This is a genomic window from Clostridium fungisolvens, from assembly GCF_014193895.1.
GTDB classification, from domain to species: domain Bacteria; phylum Bacillota; class Clostridia; order Clostridiales; family Clostridiaceae; genus Clostridium_AR; species Clostridium_AR fungisolvens.
On the sequence record NZ_BLZR01000001.1, the window covers coordinates 1,162,931 to 1,181,432 of the forward strand.

An 18,502-nucleotide genomic window follows, 5' to 3' on the forward strand; every position below is an offset into this window, starting at 1 on the left:
CTAAACTTTTTTCCTGTAAAGGAAAATATAAAGTTTTTAAGAAGCATTTAATTAGACGTTTTTTGAAATAAGTGCAAGCTAGGTGCGTAGAACCTTATATCAAAAGGAGGCAAAAATGAAAAAAAGAATAACACTTACAGAAGGTAATATAGTTAAAACATTAATACAGCTTTCGCTACCTATAATGGGCACTTCATTTATTCAGATGGCTTACAATATGACGGACATGCTTTGGCTTGGAAATTATGGCAGTAAAGCAGTAGCTGCAGTTGGAACAGCTGGATTTTTTTCTTGGTTTGGAAATTCATTAGTGCTTATATCAAAGACTGGTGCTGAGGTGGGAGTCGCACAAGCTTTAGGGAAAAATGAAAATAGTGAAGCAAAAAAATTCATAAACAATAGTATAAGGTTAAACTTAATAATAGCTGTTTTGTATGGGGTGATACTCATCTTATTAAGAAAACCATTAATAGATTTTTTTAAATTAGGAGATAGTGATGTTATAAATATGGCAGATATATTTTTGATAATATCAGCCTTAGGAATGGTGTTTACTTTTATTAATCCTATCTTAACAGGAATCTTTAATGCATCAGGGGAGAGTAAGATTCCTTTTTTGATAAATACTGTAGGCTTAGTGTACAATATGGTTTTAGATCCTATACTTATATTTGGACTAGGGCCAGTACCAGAGATGGGTGTAACCGGAGCAGCTATTTCTACAGTTACAGCCCAGATGGTGGTGACTTTACTTTTTCTTTATGCACTAAAGAATAGAAAAGATGCATTTTTAAAAATTAAATTATTTGAAAAACTCGATATAAACTCGATTAAGAAGATCCTTAGATTAGGATTACCAGTAGCATTGCAAAATGGTTTGTTCTCAATATTTGCAATGTTTATTGCTAGAATAATAGCAGTATATGGATCAACTGCAATAGCTGTTCAAAAAGTAGGAGCTCAAATAGAGGCAATATCTTGGATGACTGCAGGGGGATTATCTACTGCATTAAGTGCTTTTGTTGGACAAAACTTTGGAGCTAAAAAATGGGATAGGATATTTAAGGGCTATTTTGCGACTATACTTCTCGCTTCAGCCATAGGTTTTTTTGCAACTATATTATTAGTTTTTGGTGGAAAGGCTATTTTTGGAGTATTTATACCGGAAACTGAAGCTATAAGCTTAGGAAAAATGTACTTAAGAATACTTGGGTATTCACAATTGTTTATGTGTATAGAAATAACAACAAGTGGAGCATTTAATGGTTTAGGTAGAACAATATACCCTTCAATAACTAGCATAGTGTTAACTGGTGCTAGAATTCCGTTAGCAATTATTCTTTCATCTCCGGACATGCTAGGACTTAATGGAGTTTGGTGGAGTATAAGCATAAGCAGTATACTAAAGGGAATAATCCTTACTGGAATGTTTGCTGTAGTTGTATTAATTCCTAAAAGAAAGGAATTAGGAGTTTTAGAAAAACTAGTTGAATAGGTATTGACATTGGCTGGAACTAGAATTATAATATATTTAAATAATGAATCCTTTGATAAGGGATAGTAGCAGGAATAAAAGTGTTACAGAAAGCTGCACTTGATGAGAAGCAGTACATGGATATCCGGTGAATGGGCCTTTGAGGAACAATACGAAATCTTTTGAAAGTAGTTGATGTCGTGTTCTGCACGTTATAGCAGAGAAGGTATGATTGTACCTGATAATGAGAGACCTTTATTGGTAACTTAGGTGGCACCGCGGATATACTCCGTCCTATTTTTATAGGATGGAGTTTTTTTATTTATCCAAAAACGTAAGTTTTAGCTACAAGTTGAACTTTAATTAGGAGCTAGGGAGGTGAATTTGATGAAGTGAAGTAATGAATATACTAATTTTAACTGCAAAGCAAATACAATAATAATAAATCAAGGGGGATTTTATAATGAAAACAAGAAAAATGATAATAAACGCCATACTTTTAGCAATTGGGGCCTTGCTTCATCAGATAACACCAGCGCTAGGATTGCCTATTCAGCCAGACTTCGCTCTTACTATGCTATTTATAATTCTAATGATAAATGATGATTATAAGACTGCTTTTATAGCTGGAATAATCATAGGAATTTTTACCGCTATGACAACTAAGTTTCCTGGTGGACAGGTACCAAATATTATAGATAAAATAATAACTGCAAATCTAGTTTTTCTTATACTAAAGGGTTTAAAAGGAAGAGTAAAAAATACTTTAACTATGGGGATAGTTTTACCTATAGGAACTCTTATAAGTGGACTTATATTTTTAGAGTCAGCGTCAATTATTGTAGGATTACCAGGAAGTTTTACAGCTCTATTTATGGCAGCAGTAGTTCCAGCAATGATATTGAATTTGATTGTTGGATTGATACTCTATAGAATAGTAGCTAGTTCATATAAAATGTATAATAGAACAGATATGATGTAATTAAAGATGAAACACTTCAATCCGAAATCTATTTTCAAAACTCTTCTGGGTTCTGAGAGGAGAATTTGAAAATATAAATTTAATTATGAAGTGGTTTATCTATAGAATTAAATAAAAAAGTATAAAAAGATAGTCTGTGATTAAACACAAACTATCTTTTTATGCATAAGGAAGTATGTAATTTTAATATTACATTCCTGTATGATTCAAGATTTGTGAAAAGGTTTAAATGATAAGGTCAAATGAAAAGTTCAAATATAAATAGAGTAATTATTCGTATTTAAACTTTACTATTATTTCTTTAATTTCACCTTTACTATTCTTTCTGATTTTAAAGTCTTTGATATCAGAAAAATCATTGCTTAACTGATAGTTTAATTCAGTTATTGTGGCTTTAGTTTTCTTAGCTAGATCGCTGTCTTCAACAACAGTAAACCTGTCTTTCTTTGTAGTTATTTCATTTTGAGTATCGTCTAAAATAACGTAATATTTGTCACCTTCGTCGATAACTAAGTACTCTTTACCTATAGTTAAAGTAGTGCATAATGTATTATTTGAACATTTTACTAACATATAGAAACCCTCCTTTTAATAGAAAATCCTCTTTACTCAAATATATCACATAATTTTGGAATTTAATCAATTTTTTTAAGAGAAAAACCGATTTAAAAGCAAGTTTGTAGATTGTAACAAATAAGTTTTTATATACAATAATATTATTATCAATAATTATAAAAATAACTTTATTATGATAGAATGAAGATTTATATTATAAAACTTTTGTATATATATATCTGTTTCATATAAAAACTAAATTGATAATTAGATTACAATCAAAAGTTAGTGAAATTATCAGCTAGTTGTATAAGATAGGACTGGAGTATATAGAAGCGTTATAAAAGTTTAAGTTATGCATGTTCAGTAATAGTGTAACTATCATTTTAGTATGCATAACTTAATGGTTGGAAGAGTATATGAAGTTATAGCTAGGTTAAAGTTTCGAATTCATAACCTTTGCTTTTTAAATCATTAATTATATCAGGTAAAGCATCAGCAGTGGTATTCTTGTCTTCAGAGTCATGCATCAAAATCACTAACTTATCTTGCCCTTTAAAGGTATGTTTATATCTATCTATAAGTTCTTGCTTGGTTTTAGGGTTACCCTCAGCATCACTTGTCATGGCATTCCAATCTAGAAATATATATCCCTGTTTTTTTAGGATATGGTCAACTTCAGCAGTTTTGTTCCAAGTTCTATGACCACCAGGAAATCTAATTACTCTAGTATGAAAGTTGTCTCCTAGCACACTTTTAAGAGTTTCATTATTTTTCTCTAAATCTTCTATGAAGAACTTAGTGTCTACATCTTTTTTAGGGTATAGTTTGTCAGGATCATGACTATAAGTGTGATTTCCAATAGAATTTCCTTGCATATACTCGTCAATTAGTAGTTTTCTTGATTCTGGATGTTTATCTAACTGATTTCCAACAATAAAGAATGTAGCTTTGATACTATTTTCATTAAGCGTTTTTAAAATTTTAGGGGTAACTTCTAAAGATGGCCCGTCATCAAATGTTAGAAAAGCTATTTTTTTACCATCAGATTTGATTTTGTTTTTCAACAAGAAATCTTGTATAATAGAGGCATCATAGCCATTTTTACCATGATTCATTGGTGGTTTTTCTAAATTATGCTCTTTAGAATTATCACTAGTATCAGTATTTATAACATGTTCTCTCTCATTAATATTACGGTCATGTGTAGGATTAATATTAACATTATTAGATACTGAAATTGCTGGAGGAGGTAATTTAGATTTATTATTGACATCATTAATGTGTAGAAAGATTATTGATATTAATGCAAATGCTATTATAAACGTTAATAAGAGATTTTTAGGTTTCAGTCTTTTTGATTTATGCAATTATTTTGTCCCTCCAATTTAATGCTTTTATTACTTCAAACTTATGTGCTGTCATAATAAAGAATGGTTGCTTAGTTTATCAAAAAAGCTTACATAACAATTATAAATGCTAAATTTAGTCATTTATTTACAAATTAATAAAAATAAATTACAAAATTAAAACAAAATTACTAAAATCAAATTTTTGATGTTGTAACTTTTGTTACCGTTATTTTATAAGTTTTATTATACAATAAAATTGTTAAATAAATATTATAGAAGATGTAAAAAATACTTATTATACTTTAAGTAAGTGTGAAGGATAGTAAAGCTTATTCAAACTTAATAAATATACATTACACAAATTTATACGAGGTGATATTAAAATGAGTTTATTTTTAGGAAAGATACATTATTGGTTGTTTAATAAGATAGAATGGTTTGAAGGTTTGGAAGAAAGTTTAGTTAAGTTAGCTGAACAAAAAGGAATAGATATAGAAGATTTAAGAAATGAAATTTATGCAAAGTACGGAGCTCCTGTAGAAGATAGACCTTTAGAAGATATGATTGATACTAGCAATATTCATGGATGGCTTCAAGGTAAAATAAGTGCTGCTGAATCAAGACAGGCTGCTTGGGTTACTAAACTACTTGAAAGAGATAGTTTATTAATAAATGATATGATTCAAGTATTTTCTGAGCAAGGTAAGATTGCAGCAGGAGAATATAAGACAGAAAAAGGTTTACCACAAACACCTGCAGAAATTTATACAGCGATGAATGATTATATATTAGAAGGAATGCCATGTGATAGGGTAAATGAAGTTACTGCTAATAGTGAAGAAAGAATCGAATGGGTAGCTACTCAATGCATTCATCACCAATACTGGGATAGAGAAAATGGGGATGTAGGATTATTTTATAGATTAAGAGATAATTGGCTTAAAGAATTTGTAAAGGAATTAAATAGTAACTTTGAATATAAGATAACTGATAATGGAACAAGAATTATAAAATTAGTAGGCTAGGATGTGATTAAATGGATTCAATCGAATTAATGATGGAAGAACATAAGAACATAAAAAGAATGCTAAAAGTAGTAAGAAGTTTTTGTTTTAAAGTGCTTAAAGGTACTGATGCATCTTATGATGATTTATATTTGATGATAGACTTTATAAGAAATTATGCCGATAAGCATCATCATGGTAAAGAAGAACAATTTTTATTCAACAAGATGCAAGAGGAGCTAAACGAAGCTATAAAGAAGACAATTCAGTTTGGAATGCTGGTTGAGCACGATCAAGGAAGGTTTTTTATTAATAGTTTAGATGAAGCAATAAAAAAGGTTTTAGCTGGAGAAGAAGAAGCAAAACTTGATGTGATAGCAAATGCAATATCATATGCTAATTTATTAGATAGACATATCGATAAAGAAGATAAAATTGTATACAAATTTGCAAAAAATAATCTTTCAGGTGAAACGCTTGCTTCAATAAATAAGAAGTGTGAAGACTTTGAAATAAATGCAGAGAATAGTGGTATACAAAATAAGTACTTAGATTCATTAAATAATCTAGAGAAAAAATATTTAGTATAAAATAAAGAGAGCTACCAAAATAACTTAAAGTTATTTGGTAGCTTTTTTCTTTTTATAATAACTGCCAATCGGTTTTAAACAATAATAGTTACCTTTATAAAAATTAAGCATAGTATGGATATATATAGAATAAAATTTTAGGTGGTGATAGAATGCGAATTGCAAAAGGTTCTACTATTAGTGGAGATGCTGGGCATAACTGTTATCCGGATGTTGGCGCTAAAGGAATAAGATTTGAAGATAGTTGCACAAGGGCTGTATGGAATCTTATAATGAAAGGTCTCCAAGAATTGGGGTATAAAACTAAAGATTGTACACCTTGGGAGAAAAATTTTAATTCTGCTGGTGCTTCTAAAGGTTATAGAGTTAGACTTGCAAATGAAAGTAATTCATCACTGCATCTTTCTATTCATTTTAATGCGGGAGGAGGAAGAGGAGTAGAGTGCTGGGTAAGTGAACTTGGAGGTAGATCAGAAAAGTTTGCTTATCGAATTTGTGAGGAAATCTCTAAGCTTGGTTATGTAAATAGAGGTGTTAAAAACAGTAACCTATACGTAACAAAATACACAAATATGCCTTGTGTATTAATAGAATGTTGTTTTATTGATTCACAAGAAGATATGGAAAGATATGATCCGTATACAATTGCTCAGGCTATAATAAAAGCGATTACTGGGGAAGCAAAATTTAATAAAGAAGAATCAGAAAGTGGATAAGCTATGTACGCAAAAAATTGAAGCTATGGTAGCCATAGCTTTCTTTTTTTATTCTATTCTAAAAGTTTTAATTTTTAATGATTATATAAATATCCTAACATAGTAGATTGTATCTTTAAAGTATTCGCTTCTGATATGGACATTTAAGCCATTATAAGTATGTTGTGATATTAAAGGTGTGCCTTCACCATCAAATGAAGTTACAATCGATCCGTGAAATATCTTTTTGTTTGAGTTTTGAAAGAAAATTAAATCACCTAATGTTAATTCTGAGATATCATTTAATAATTTTCCTTTTGGTCCGTAATTACTCCTTGTAGAGTTATTCATTAAAAACCAGTAGAGAGAACTTGCTACAGACCAGTTGATAGGGCATTTATAGTAAGGTGATGAAGATATAGATTGATAAAACCATGGTAAATCACTGTACTGCATTCTTGAACCACCGGCTAATAGACATTGTGATAAGAAGCTTGCACAATCACCACCTATCTTACCATAGGGCTTCATGTATACAAACTTGTTGTTGGGGGATAAAGCGTATTCGGTAGCGTAGGATACTGCGCTAATATTATTATAATACATAATACATCCATAAAAATTATTATATAATCATATTATTCAAATATAAATAAAACGTACTATGCAAATATCTAATTTAAATAGAATTTGTATTTTATAGCCTTTTCAATATAATTATTGAGAAGGCTATAAAACAATGTATACACATAAATGCGCAGATAATTACTATATACAAGCTGCAATTATCTATGTTTACTTAATCTATATACCTCAGGGGTATCTTCAGTTATTACCTTAAATTCATAACCATTGCTTTTATAGTAATCGATTATCTCTGGCAGTGCAGTTGCAGTGTTTTTATTTAGATAACCACAATGCATAAGTACTACAGCTGGATTCTTATCACTCTTTGCTCTGGAAAAAATCTTATATGGAGCTAAGCTAGGATTCATTCCATCAGTCGAATCTACATTCCAATCGTAGATTTTAAAATTGCTACTGTGAAGCGTATCTACCATTGCTGTAGTTAATTTATAAGAATTGTTGTTGCAACCAAATGGAAATCGTATTATAGTTGTTTTCACTCCAGTAACATCATAAATTATTTGTTGAGTTAACAACATTTCATCCACAAAGCTTTGATTGCTTCTATAAATCTTAGCTTTCTCATGACTATAAGTATGAAGACCTACTGCATTTCCTTCGTCAACTATTCTTTTTACTAATGTCTCTTGTCCTTTGATCATATTACCGATAAGAAAGAATGTAGCATTAACATTTTTTTCTTTTAAAATATCCAATACTCTATTATTTAATTTTCCGCTAGGACCATCATCAAATGTTAAATAAACTACCTTCTGTTCACTTAATGTTTCTTCGTATGCAAAAACATTAACAATACTTAAATTAGATAAAACTAATGATAAGAGGATACAAATTGCAATTCGAGTAGTATTCCTCATATAATCGCCTCCTAGAGATTAATACAAATTATTTATTTTCATCTTTTTATTATTTCAAATAGGGGAAAAATTATTGTTTTTTTTATTAGGTAATACAATCCAGTTTGGAAGTAGTTGTATAAACCAGTATAAAATACTATATTATGCAGTACTGAAAATTATAATTTACAATTTGTTCATGGATTTTTACTCAATAAATGATATAATGAAATCAATACAAGAATTCAATTAATTTTGTAAGTTATTTAAATAGGAATAAAAATAAATACATAGATGCCCAAATTAATATTTTGAAATGATCAGTTTATATTTTGAATATTAAGTTTTTTATTCTTTAGGAAATTGCAACTAAATTATATCTGTGGATAAATATGAGTAACGACTTAAAACATAATGTGATTTAAGAATAAAAAATAAGATCGATTTAGCGAATTTTTAACTGATATGTGCATATGTATATAAGGAGAAGAGGTATCGAATTTTAATTATGGAAAGTATAATCAAGATTTTAGTTATTATTGCAATAATAATAGGAGCCGTGATGTTGTTTAAACTCCTATTGCCAGTAATATTACTTATAGTATTTGCGATATGGCTATATAAAACTATAAAAAATAGTAGTATGTTTTCTGGGAGAAATAAGTACAAAAGGGATGAACCAATAAAACAGAACTTAAATGAAAATGTTAAACCTAATTCTACAGGAAGCAAAGTTGTAGATGTAGATTATGAAGAACTATAATTATAGTAATATAAAGTGTTTTTCTATTAAATATGAATTTTAAAAGCATCTTGAATAATAGGATGCTTTTTTATTCCATATACCATTTATATCAAATATAAAGTTGTGAATAAATATGTATAGACTGATTAGATGCAAATATAGGAGAAAGAATAAAAAAGAGAAATTATGTCGCCTGCCAAATTTTCCTCATATGCATTCGGAAAGGCAGATGCGTTAAAAAAGCTCGCTGAAGAAAGTCGCTTCAGCAAGCTTTTTTTACTTTGATTTTTTTATAAACATAAACATTTTAGTATTTAAAGGGATTAAATAAGTTTTTCCGTAATAAGCTAAAAGTGTACTTAGAAATTGGAATGAAGATATAATATGTAGCATTATAAAGAAATAGTTAAAATAATAAAGATAAATACTAATAATCGGTAAATAGCATAAAAAACAGTAAAAAATAACTTGAAAACATGTTGACAACGTATTCATTAGAATTTATAATGAAATTACAGTAAATCACAAACGTTAATGCAACCGATTGCGCTAATGTTTGAAATATTATAAATTAATTAATTATGGGGGGTACAATATGAGTAAACGTGTAAAGGTTTTAGCAACAGTAATGTCAGCTCTAGTAATTTCAAGTGCATTTATAGGATGTGGAAAGAAAGATGATTCTACAGCTGCAAAGGATTCTAAGGGTGGAAAAGAATTAGTTGTTTGGTCACATTTAATGACTAATGAAGTAAAAGAATTAGACAAGATTGCTCAACAATGGGCTAAAGAAACTGGTAATAAGGTTAAGGTTGTAGAGGACAAGGGTGATTTCCAAGCTTATATCCAAGCAGCTCAAAGTTCTAAAGGTCCAGACATAATGTATGGTTTAGCAAATGATAACCTTGGAACATTCCAAAAAGCTGGTGTATTAGCAGAAGTTCCTTCTGGAGTTATTGATAAGAGTAAATTTGCATCTCAATCAGTAATTGATGCTGTTACTTTACAAGGTAAACAATATGCAGTTCCAATAGCTATGGAAACATATGCATTATTCTATAATACTGATAAAGTAAAAGAAGTTCCTAAATCAATGGACGAGTTAGTTACTAAGGCTAAAGAAGTTGGATTTAAATATGATGTTAATAACTTCTATTATTCATATGCTTTCCTTGCTGCAAACGGTGGATACGTATTTAAGAATAATAACGGTTCATTAGATGCAAAAGATATAGGATTAAACAATGAAGGGGCAGTAAAAGGATATCAATTTATTCAAGATTTAGTTGTTAAAAACAAGTTTATGAGCGCTGACATAAAAGGTGATGGAGCAAAGGGAGACTTCCAAGCTGGTAAGACAGGTTTCTATATCTCAGGTCCTTGGGATGTTAAGGGATTCCAAGATGCTAAAGTTCCATTTAAAGTAGTTCCACTACCACAAACTAATGGAAAAGCTACTCCATCATTCATGGGAGTTCAAACAGCATTCGTAAGTTCAAAATCTAAGAACCAAGATACAGCTTGGGAATTAATGAAATACTTAAACGACAAGACTCCATTAGTACTATTTGAAACTGGAAACAGAATACCAGTATTAAATGATGCTTTAAATAGTGACAAGTTCAAAGCTAGTGAAACAGCTGTACAATTTGCTGAACAAGCTAAAGTTGCAGAGCCTATGCCAAACATACCTGAAATTCAAGCTATGTGGACACCTGGTGCAAATAACTTACAACTTTTAACAGCTGGAAAAGTAGATGCTAAAAAAGCTGCTGATACTACAGTTGAACAAATCAAACAAGGTATTGCACAACAAAAATAATTTAGGTTAAACTATATAGGGGGATAAATCCCCCTTTTTTAAAAAATAATTAGGGGGGTTAGTTGTGGAAAGAGTTACAAGCAATAGAAGAAATGGATTAAAAGCAATTCCATATTTATTACCAGCACTTATTTCAATATTTATCTTTACAGTATTACCAATTATATATACAATATATGTCTCTTTGACTGATTTCACCATGTATAACCGAGATACTTATCATTTTGTAGGATTGAACAATTTTAAAGAGGTATTAACAGGACCTTTTAAACAGGTTTTTTTACCGGTTTTTGGATGGACATTTTCATTCGCATTGATTTCAACAGCAGCATGTTTTTTTGTAGGATTGATAATAGCGCTTGTTCTTTCTAATAAAAATATGAAAGAAGCGTTCGTATATAAGGGTTTTTTAGTTATTCCTTGGACTTTACCTGTGGCGGTAGCAATACTATCCTGGCAAGGACTATTAAATACTGACTATGGTGCAATTAATACAATTTTAATTAATCTTCATGTATTAAAAGAGCCTTTACAATGGCTTACAAACCCATGGTGGGCAAGAACAGCAATCGTAATAGTAAATATTTGGTTAGGCTTTCCTTACATGATGAATATATGTATTGGAGCTATATCCGCTATATCAGAAGATCAATATGAAGCAGCAGAAGTAGATGGAGCTAGTAAATTTGTTCAATTTAGAAAAATAACCTTACCTGAACTTGCAAGAACAGCATATCCTTTACTTATATCTTCTTTTGCATTTAACTTTAATAACTTCGGATCTGCATTCCTTCTTACTGCAGGTGGACCAGCAAGACTTGACACTCAATTTGCAGGGTATACAGATATTCTTTCATCAACAACATATAAGTTAGCAACACAATTCGGAAGATATGACATAGGATCAGCACTTTCTATAATAATATTCTTAATAATAGCTACAATTTCAGTTGCACAAATGAAGGCATCAGGACAATTTAAGGAGGTTGATTAGTATGTTATCTACTAAAGAATCTAGCAGTATTAGAACTAATTTGAAATATAAGAAAAAACTTAGACCTTCTGAAGTGAGAAACCTTTGGCTTGGAAGGGTATTTATATGGATAGTTGTTGTTATAACTATGATTCCTATAGTCGCAGTAGTAACGTCATCAATGGCTTCAGGAGATGCCTTTGTACAAACTACCTTTTTTCCTAAAGTATGGACATTTAAAAACTATGCTAAGGTATTAAATGAAACAGATTTTCTTATCTGGATGAAGAACTCAATGATTTTATGTTTTTCAGTAGCCTTTATTCAGTTAGCAATGACTTTACCAGCAGCATTTGCTTTTGCTAGAGTAAGATTTACAGGAAGAAAAAATGGTTTAATGACATTACTTGTTCTTCAATATTTTCCAGCTACAATGGCACTACCAGCAATATTAGGTATTGCTTATAAGTTCGAATTCATGGATAAGTTTTGGGCACTAATAATTTTACTTGCAGGTGGATCTGCTTATAGCATATGGCTTCTTAAAGGATTTATTGACGGAATTCCTAAGGATTTAGATGAAGCGGCATATGTTGATGGAGCAACTACTTGGCAGATGTTCATTAGGATAATATTACCATTAACAAGATCAATGCTTGTAGTTATGTTCTTGTTCTCATTCGTTGGAACATTCTCTGAATTTATGCTTACTTCTGCGTTAATGAAGGATGCAGCTAATCAGACTATAGCAACAGGATTACAAAGCTTTATAAAAAATCAATTTTCAGCAAACTGGACACAATTTTCTGCAGCTGCAGTAATGGCATCACTTCCTATTTCTATAGTATTTACTGGATGTCAGAAGTTTATTGCTCAAGGACTTGTTGCTGGATCAGTAAAGGGTTAATAGTTAAAGACTTTAAGTCATTAGATAATATAATGCTTGATTAAAAATTTTCAAAATCTTATTGGTAGAATCCATAAGGTTTTGAAAATTTTAATTATATAGCAAGATTTAATATTAATTTCAACAATATCCTTAAACATAGACTAAAATAAACATATCAATAATAATTTATATAAAAATAATAACACTATTGGTACATTAGCTTTCAGTGAATTTTATAGTCTTTATAAAAAGAAAGTATATTTAAACAGCTAATGATTACCTAATCTATAATAAGAGGTGGAACATATGAACAAACATGCAATACATCATATAACAGAGGCTCCTTATGCATATGGTACAGGAGAAAAATCTTTACATTTGAAACTTAGAACAGCAAAAGACGATTTGAAATCAGTAGCTGTTTACTTTAAGGATAGATATGATTGGGAAAATGAATTTGATAGTATAGAGTTGAAAAAAGCAAATACTTCTGATCTTTTTGATTACTATGAAATTGATATTGAAGTAGAAGAAAAAAGATTTAGATATTTCTTTGAACTGGTAGATTTAGAGGATAATAAATATTATCTTAATGAAAGAGGTTTAGTTGATAAAAAACCTAGCAATCCTAATGCGTTCCAATTCCCATTCCTTTGTAAAGCAGATTTATACAAAGAGGTAGAATGGGCACAAGAAGGGGTAGTTTATCAAATCTTTCCAGACAGATTCTACAATGGAGATAAGAATAATGATCCAAAAGGAACGCTTCCTTGGGGTGGTAAAGTAACTCCTGAAACTATGTTTGGAGGAGATCTTCAAGGGATAATTAATAAAGTAGATTATCTTAGTGACTTAGGCGTAAGTATACTTTACATGACACCTATATTTAAGTCTAGATCTAACCACAAATATGACACAACTAACTACTATGAAATAGATCCTCAGTTTGGAGATAATGAAACACTAAGAGAATTGGTTAAAAAATGCCATGATAATGGAATTAAGGTTGTTTTAGATGCAGTTTATAATCATTCAGGAAGTGATTTTTTTGCTTTTGAAGATTTAGTAGAGAAAGGTGAGAAATCAAAATATAAGGATTGGTATTTTGTTGACTCTTATCCAGTAGATATGGAGGAAGTCAACTATGTAACATTCGCAAATAAGGTTTCGAGGATGCCTAAGTTGAATACAAGCAATCCTGAAGTTAGAGATTATTTATTAAAGGTATCTAAGTATTGGATTGAGGAAATAGGAATAGATGGTTGGAGACTAGATGTTTGTGATGAGGTAGATCATGCGTTTTGGAGAGACTTCAAAAAAGCTGTAAAGGAATCAAAAGATGATGGATTTATAATTGGTGAGATAATGCATGAATCTAATTCCTTCTTAAAAGGAGATCAGTTAGATTCGATAATGAACTATCCTTTTAGAGAATGTTGTTTAGACTTTTTTGCAAGAAAAGCTATAAATGCTGATGAACTTGATCATATTCTTGCTGAGAGCAGAGCCTTATATATGAATTCAGTGAATAGACAGTTACTAAACCTTATAGATAGTCATGATACAGCTAGATTTTTAACTGAATGTGAAGGCGATAAGGATAAGATGAAACTTGCTATTGCACTTCAATACACATATATAGGAATACCATACATCTACTATGGTGATGAGATTGGAATGGAAGGTAAAAATGATCCTGATTGCAGAAGATGTATGATATGGGATAAAGAAAAACAAGATTTGGATATATTCAACCTATATAAATCCTTAAATGATGTCAGAAAGAAATCAAAAGCTCTTGTGTATGGAGATTATACTAATGTATGCAAGGATGGGATGGCATTAGGTTTCATTAGAAGCTATAAAGATGAAAAAGTATTAGTTTTAATAAACAATAATGAAGATAAATATGAATATTTATTAGATATGAATGGTTTAGCTTACGATTTATATGAAAATAAAAAGCAAGCTATTGATGGCAAAATAGTTTTAGAACCAATGTCATTCAAAATTTTAAAATTAAGTTAAAATTATATTTTAACAGTACAGCAAAAAGACAACCTCTATTAAATATTGGTTGTCTTTTCGCATATATTAAAAATATAAACTTATGATTTAACTTACTGTCGAAGTTAATCACATAACTGGTATCTCTTACATAATATGTAGAAGAAGGATGAAAAGGAGGGGTACCACTGTGGGTATGAAATTTTCTGACAATCTATATAACAATGAAACCTTAGAATGGCTAAATGGTAATTATGAACTTGGAAGTGATTTTGCGTCAAATAATCAGGTGAATATTGAGAATAATTTTGACGTAGATGTAGATCTTGAGCAATTTAATGAAGCTACCATTAGAGAAGAAAAACGTAATAGCGGATGCAAGGATAATCAACAGGATGAACATCATGAACATCATGAACATCATGAACATCATGATGATTGCCACGATGACCATCATCATGAAAGAAAAGGTGGCAGAATAGTATTTACATCAAGACTTATTAGTGTAGATGGTGAACCAATCAGTGGAGTAAGAGTTTTTCTATTAAGATTGGATACTTGTGGTTGTGAAACAAAGTTCTGTCTTGTATCATCAAAAATTACTGATAGAAATGGTAGAGCTGTATTTGAAGGATTGAGAGATGGTATTTATAAAGTGGTTCAACCAATAGATAAATGCGTTTTTAGAGATCCAATTTATATTCCAAGTGATCAGGTTACTATAGACAGAAATCACAGAGAACGTCAAGTTACAGCTGTAAACAGAATTAGAAGAGAAGTTTTAGCAAACTTTAATGAGAATAGATGCTGTAACAATTTCGATAATTGTTGTGGAAGATTTGGTAACAACTGTGGCGGATTTAGAAACAACTGCTGCGATGATTTTGGCTTTGACGGTTTCTGGATTTTATTATTGTTATTCGGTTTCTGTGGCTGCGGATTCTGGTTTATATAACATGAGTAAATTATAAAATAGATAAGGTGCCATTTAGGCATCTTATCTATTTTATATTTTTTTGTTATAATAAAAGAAAATTATATATATGAAGATTGTTATAGAAAACATACAAGATTTTTATATAACTACGAGTATAAATGTTATCTATAATCTACTAATAAAAAGTTATAGATTACTGGTACATCTATATTATATTAGAACAATATTAAAAAAGGACGGAAGATATTAAATATGAAAATAAGAATTAAATATTTTGAAGGAGCAACAAAATTAAAAAAAATAGAAAAAGGTAATTGGGTTGATGTATATGCAAACAAAGACGTATTTATTAAAGTGGGAGAAAGAGCAATGATTCCATTGGGATTTGCATTAGAATTACCACAAGGGTGGGAAGCACATCTAGCACCTAGAAGTTCAACATTTAAAACATGGGGAATCATTCAAACTAATTCAGTTGGAGTTGTTGATGATACCTATATAGGTGATAATGATCAATGGCATATGCCGGTATATTGTTTGCAAGGTAAGCACTTAGAGAAATATTCAGAAGTACTCTCAGATGAATCCTTGTGTGAGATGGAATCAGAAGGAACCTGGATAAAGAGCGGAGATAAAATAGGACAATTTAGGATAATGGAGGTCATGCCAGAATTGGAATTTGAAGAAGTAGAATCTTTTGGAAATAGCGATCGTGGCGGCTTTGGTTCTACTGGATTAAGATAAAATAGGTACATACATATAAAAATATGCTTTAGTGGATAAGAAACCACTAAAGCATATTTTTTACTCAAAAGGAAAGTATAAAGTTTTTATAACAGTTAATATAGAGATTTCAATGGGGTTACAAGCTTTTTAAGAATTAGCTTCTAATTCCTCCCATTGTTCATATAAAGAATCTATTTCTTCTTGAGTGGAGATAATCTGTTTATTAACCTTTTCACTCTCTGTTGGATTGGAATATACTTCTTCTAGGCATAAATCTTCCTGTAATTTTAATAGTTTCTCTTCAAGTATAGAGATGTTTTTTTCTAGAGTTTTTAATTTTAAACTGTTTTCTTTTTCTAATTTTTCAGCTTCCTTTTTCTTTTTTCTTTCTTCTTTGATTTGAGTTTTAGTCTTGCCGAGCTGTTCTTCTTCTAATCCTTCATATCTATTAGGGTTTTTCTTCTTTTCGGTATAATAGTTATAATTTCCTAAGTACTCTTTAATTCCACTTTGCTCTAATTCGTATATCTTGTTTATAACTTTGTTTAAAAAATATCTATCATGTGATATTACAATTAAAGTTCCATCATAATCAAGGATAGCTTCTTCTAGAGCTTCTCTTGACATTATATCCAAGTGGTTTGTTGGTTCGTCTAGCAATAGAAAATTCGATTTAGAAAGCATAAGCTTAAGAAGATTTATTCTGCAACGCTCTCCACCACTTAAGTTATCTATTTTTTTAAATACATCTTCATTGAAAAATAAGAAAGAAGCTAAAGCTGTTCTTATTTCTGTAGTACTCATCTTAGGAAATTCATCCCAAACTTCATCAATTACTGTTTTATCAAGATTTAAATTAGACTGCTCCTGATCGTAGTAGCCTAAAAATACATTTTTTCCTAAATAGGTGATTCCGCTATCAGCTTTTATATCTCCCATTATTATCTTGAAAAGAGTAGTCTTGCCTCTACCGTTTTCACCTATTAATGCGACCTTGTCACCTCTTCTAAGATCAAAGTTAACATCTTCAAATAGTAATTTATCACTGTATCCTTTGGATAGATTCTCTACATGGATTACATCATTGCCACTTTTAATTTGTGACTGAAAAGAAATTCTTGTTCCATTTTTTTCTTTATCAGGAGCATCGACCTTTTCCATTTTATCTAAAGCCTTTTGTCTGCTTTCTGCAGCACGGATGCTTTTTTCCCTATTAAACGATCGAAACTTTTCTATGATATCTTCTTGCCTTTTAATTTCTGCTTGCTGGAGGTTGAATGCTTTTAATTTGGCATCATAATCTTTTTTTCTAAGTTCTAAATACTTAGTATATGGAGCATTATAACAGTTAACATGACCATTTATAAGTTCATATGTATGTGTTGTTATACTGTCTAAGAAAAATCTGTCATGGGATATTACTAAAACAGTTCCCTTATAGCTTTTAAGATATTCTTCAAGCCATTCAATGGCATCTAAATCTAAGTGATTAGTAGGTTCATCTAATAAAAGCAAATCTGGCTTTATTAAAAGTAATTTACAGAGGGCTACCCTTGTCTTTTGGCCACCACTAAGAACATTGATAGGCTTATCGAAGTCCTCTTCTGTAAATCCTAAACCTTTTAATACTCTAGAGATTTCTCCTCTAAAAACGTAACCGCCTCTATTTTCATATAGTTCATGACCTTGAGTGTAATCCTTGATTAACTTATCATGATATTCTTGTTTTGATGAGTCATAAGGTTCATTCATTTTCTCTTCAATTGTTTTTAGCTTTTTTTCAAGATTCATTAAATCAGAGAAAACTAAAAGCATCTCATCCATTATTGTATTAAGGTTTTCTAAAGCAAGATGCTGTGAGAGATATCCCAAAGTGCTATTTTTATCTATAAAAACTTCACCGCTATCATAAGATACTTCTCTCGTAAGTATACGAAATAATGTGGATTTTCCTTCACCGTTTGCCCCTATGAGTCCCACTTTTTCGCCTTCATTTATATTAAAAGTTACATCTTTTAAAATCTCATCTATACCAAAACTTTTTTTTATATTTTTACAACTTAAGATTATCATAAATAAAACTCCTTTATACTGACAATTATAAATGTATAAAACAAAAATAAAATTCGTGATTTTAATTTTGTTTCACAAATGCAAACACGATTAATTATACTATCCATATCACTTTTACACAAATATTCAAATAAATAATATTATTAATAATATTATTTAAACTATTATATATAATAATACTGTAAATAGGCAAG

Annotated in this window: 17 protein-coding genes and 1 other annotated feature; of the genes, 12 read left to right on the top strand and 5 right to left on the bottom strand. The window is 30.1% G+C overall.

The window, feature by feature from the left end; all coding sequences use genetic code 11:
- The first annotated feature begins 115 nt into the window (after positions 1-115).
- Entirely contained in the window at positions 116-1,495 is a 1,380-nt protein-coding gene (locus bsdtw1_RS04530) for an MATE family efflux transporter (RefSeq protein ID WP_183276415.1), read from the top strand.
- A 43-nt stretch (positions 1,496-1,538) separates the two neighbouring features.
- Positions 1,539-1,774, top strand: a binding site (T-box leader).
- Between the two features lie 163 nt (positions 1,775-1,937).
- Complete coding sequence (locus bsdtw1_RS04535) at positions 1,938-2,456, top strand: tryptophan transporter (RefSeq protein WP_183276416.1); 519 nt, start codon at positions 1,938-1,940, stop codon at positions 2,454-2,456.
- A gap of 270 nt (positions 2,457-2,726) precedes the next feature.
- Here bsdtw1_RS04535 and bsdtw1_RS04540 read toward each other — a convergent pair whose 3' ends face one another.
- Together bsdtw1_RS04540 and bsdtw1_RS04545 are read right to left on the bottom strand one after the other, a co-directional pair.
- Positions 2,727-3,029 carry a hypothetical protein gene (locus bsdtw1_RS04540; RefSeq protein ID WP_183276417.1) on the bottom strand — a complete coding sequence of 101 codons (303 nt, stop codon included), beginning with the start codon at positions 3,027-3,029 and terminating at the stop codon, positions 2,727-2,729.
- A gap of 413 nt (positions 3,030-3,442) precedes the next feature.
- Positions 3,443-4,381: a polysaccharide deacetylase family protein gene (locus bsdtw1_RS04545; protein WP_183276418.1), complete on the bottom strand. Its 939-nt coding sequence runs from the start codon at positions 4,379-4,381 to the stop codon at positions 3,443-3,445.
- 365 nt (positions 4,382-4,746) lie between these two features.
- Between bsdtw1_RS04545 and bsdtw1_RS04550 the strand changes: the two genes are divergently transcribed.
- From bsdtw1_RS04550 to bsdtw1_RS04560, 3 genes are all read left to right on the top strand, one after another.
- The gene (locus bsdtw1_RS04550) at positions 4,747-5,388 is read left to right on the top strand and encodes a hypothetical protein (protein WP_183276419.1); all 642 of its coding nucleotides are present in this window, start codon (positions 4,747-4,749) and stop codon (positions 5,386-5,388) included.
- An 11-nt stretch (positions 5,389-5,399) separates the two neighbouring features.
- Positions 5,400-5,957 (top strand): hemerythrin domain-containing protein, encoded by a 558-nt coding sequence (locus bsdtw1_RS04555; protein WP_183276420.1) that lies wholly within the window; start codon positions 5,400-5,402, stop codon positions 5,955-5,957.
- Between the two features lie 152 nt (positions 5,958-6,109).
- Positions 6,110-6,673: an N-acetylmuramoyl-L-alanine amidase gene (locus bsdtw1_RS04560; RefSeq protein ID WP_183276421.1), complete on the top strand. Its 564-nt coding sequence runs from the start codon at positions 6,110-6,112 to the stop codon at positions 6,671-6,673.
- 81 nt (positions 6,674-6,754) lie between these two features.
- On the opposite strand, the gene bsdtw1_RS04565 is transcribed toward bsdtw1_RS04560, so the two are convergent.
- Both bsdtw1_RS04565 and bsdtw1_RS04570 read right to left on the bottom strand, forming a co-directional pair.
- Positions 6,755-7,258 carry an amidase domain-containing protein gene (locus bsdtw1_RS04565; protein WP_183276422.1) on the bottom strand — a complete coding sequence of 168 codons (504 nt, stop codon included), beginning with the start codon at positions 7,256-7,258 and terminating at the stop codon, positions 6,755-6,757.
- A 179-nt stretch (positions 7,259-7,437) separates the two neighbouring features.
- The gene (locus bsdtw1_RS04570) at positions 7,438-8,157 is read right to left on the bottom strand and encodes a polysaccharide deacetylase family protein (protein WP_183276423.1); all 720 of its coding nucleotides are present in this window, start codon (positions 8,155-8,157) and stop codon (positions 7,438-7,440) included.
- Positions 8,158-8,644: 487 nt separating this feature from the next.
- Between bsdtw1_RS04570 and bsdtw1_RS04575 the strand changes: the two genes are divergently transcribed.
- From bsdtw1_RS04575 to bsdtw1_RS04605, 7 genes are all read left to right on the top strand, one after another.
- The gene (locus bsdtw1_RS04575; RefSeq protein WP_183276424.1) at positions 8,645-8,899 is read left to right on the top strand and encodes a hypothetical protein; all 255 of its coding nucleotides are present in this window, start codon (positions 8,645-8,647) and stop codon (positions 8,897-8,899) included.
- Between the two features lie 577 nt (positions 8,900-9,476).
- On the top strand, positions 9,477-10,703 hold the full coding sequence (locus bsdtw1_RS04580; RefSeq protein WP_183276425.1) for a sugar ABC transporter substrate-binding protein: 1,227 nt from the start codon (positions 9,477-9,479) through the stop codon (positions 10,701-10,703).
- Between the two features lie 64 nt (positions 10,704-10,767).
- Entirely contained in the window at positions 10,768-11,697 is a 930-nt protein-coding gene (locus tag bsdtw1_RS04585; protein WP_183276426.1) for a carbohydrate ABC transporter permease, read from the top strand.
- A 1-nt stretch (position 11,698) separates the two neighbouring features.
- Positions 11,699-12,583 (top strand): sugar ABC transporter permease, encoded by an 885-nt coding sequence (locus tag bsdtw1_RS04590; protein WP_183276427.1) that lies wholly within the window; start codon positions 11,699-11,701, stop codon positions 12,581-12,583.
- Between the two features lie 288 nt (positions 12,584-12,871).
- A complete protein-coding gene (locus tag bsdtw1_RS04595; RefSeq protein WP_183276428.1) occupies positions 12,872-14,593 on the top strand; it encodes a glycoside hydrolase family 13 protein in 1,722 nt (573 codons plus the stop codon).
- A gap of 169 nt (positions 14,594-14,762) precedes the next feature.
- Positions 14,763-15,527 (top strand): prealbumin-like fold domain-containing protein, encoded by a 765-nt coding sequence (locus tag bsdtw1_RS04600; RefSeq protein ID WP_183276429.1) that lies wholly within the window; start codon positions 14,763-14,765, stop codon positions 15,525-15,527.
- Between the two features lie 234 nt (positions 15,528-15,761).
- Positions 15,762-16,253 (top strand): dUTP diphosphatase, encoded by a 492-nt coding sequence (locus tag bsdtw1_RS04605; protein ID WP_183276430.1) that lies wholly within the window; start codon positions 15,762-15,764, stop codon positions 16,251-16,253.
- 129 nt (positions 16,254-16,382) lie between these two features.
- Here the strand turns inward: bsdtw1_RS04605 and bsdtw1_RS04610 are convergent, their stop codons facing one another.
- Positions 16,383-18,308, bottom strand: a complete 1,926-nt coding sequence (locus tag bsdtw1_RS04610) for an ABC-F family ATP-binding cassette domain-containing protein (protein WP_183276431.1) — start codon at positions 18,306-18,308, stop codon at positions 16,383-16,385.
- Between the last annotated feature and the right edge of the window lie 194 nt (positions 18,309-18,502).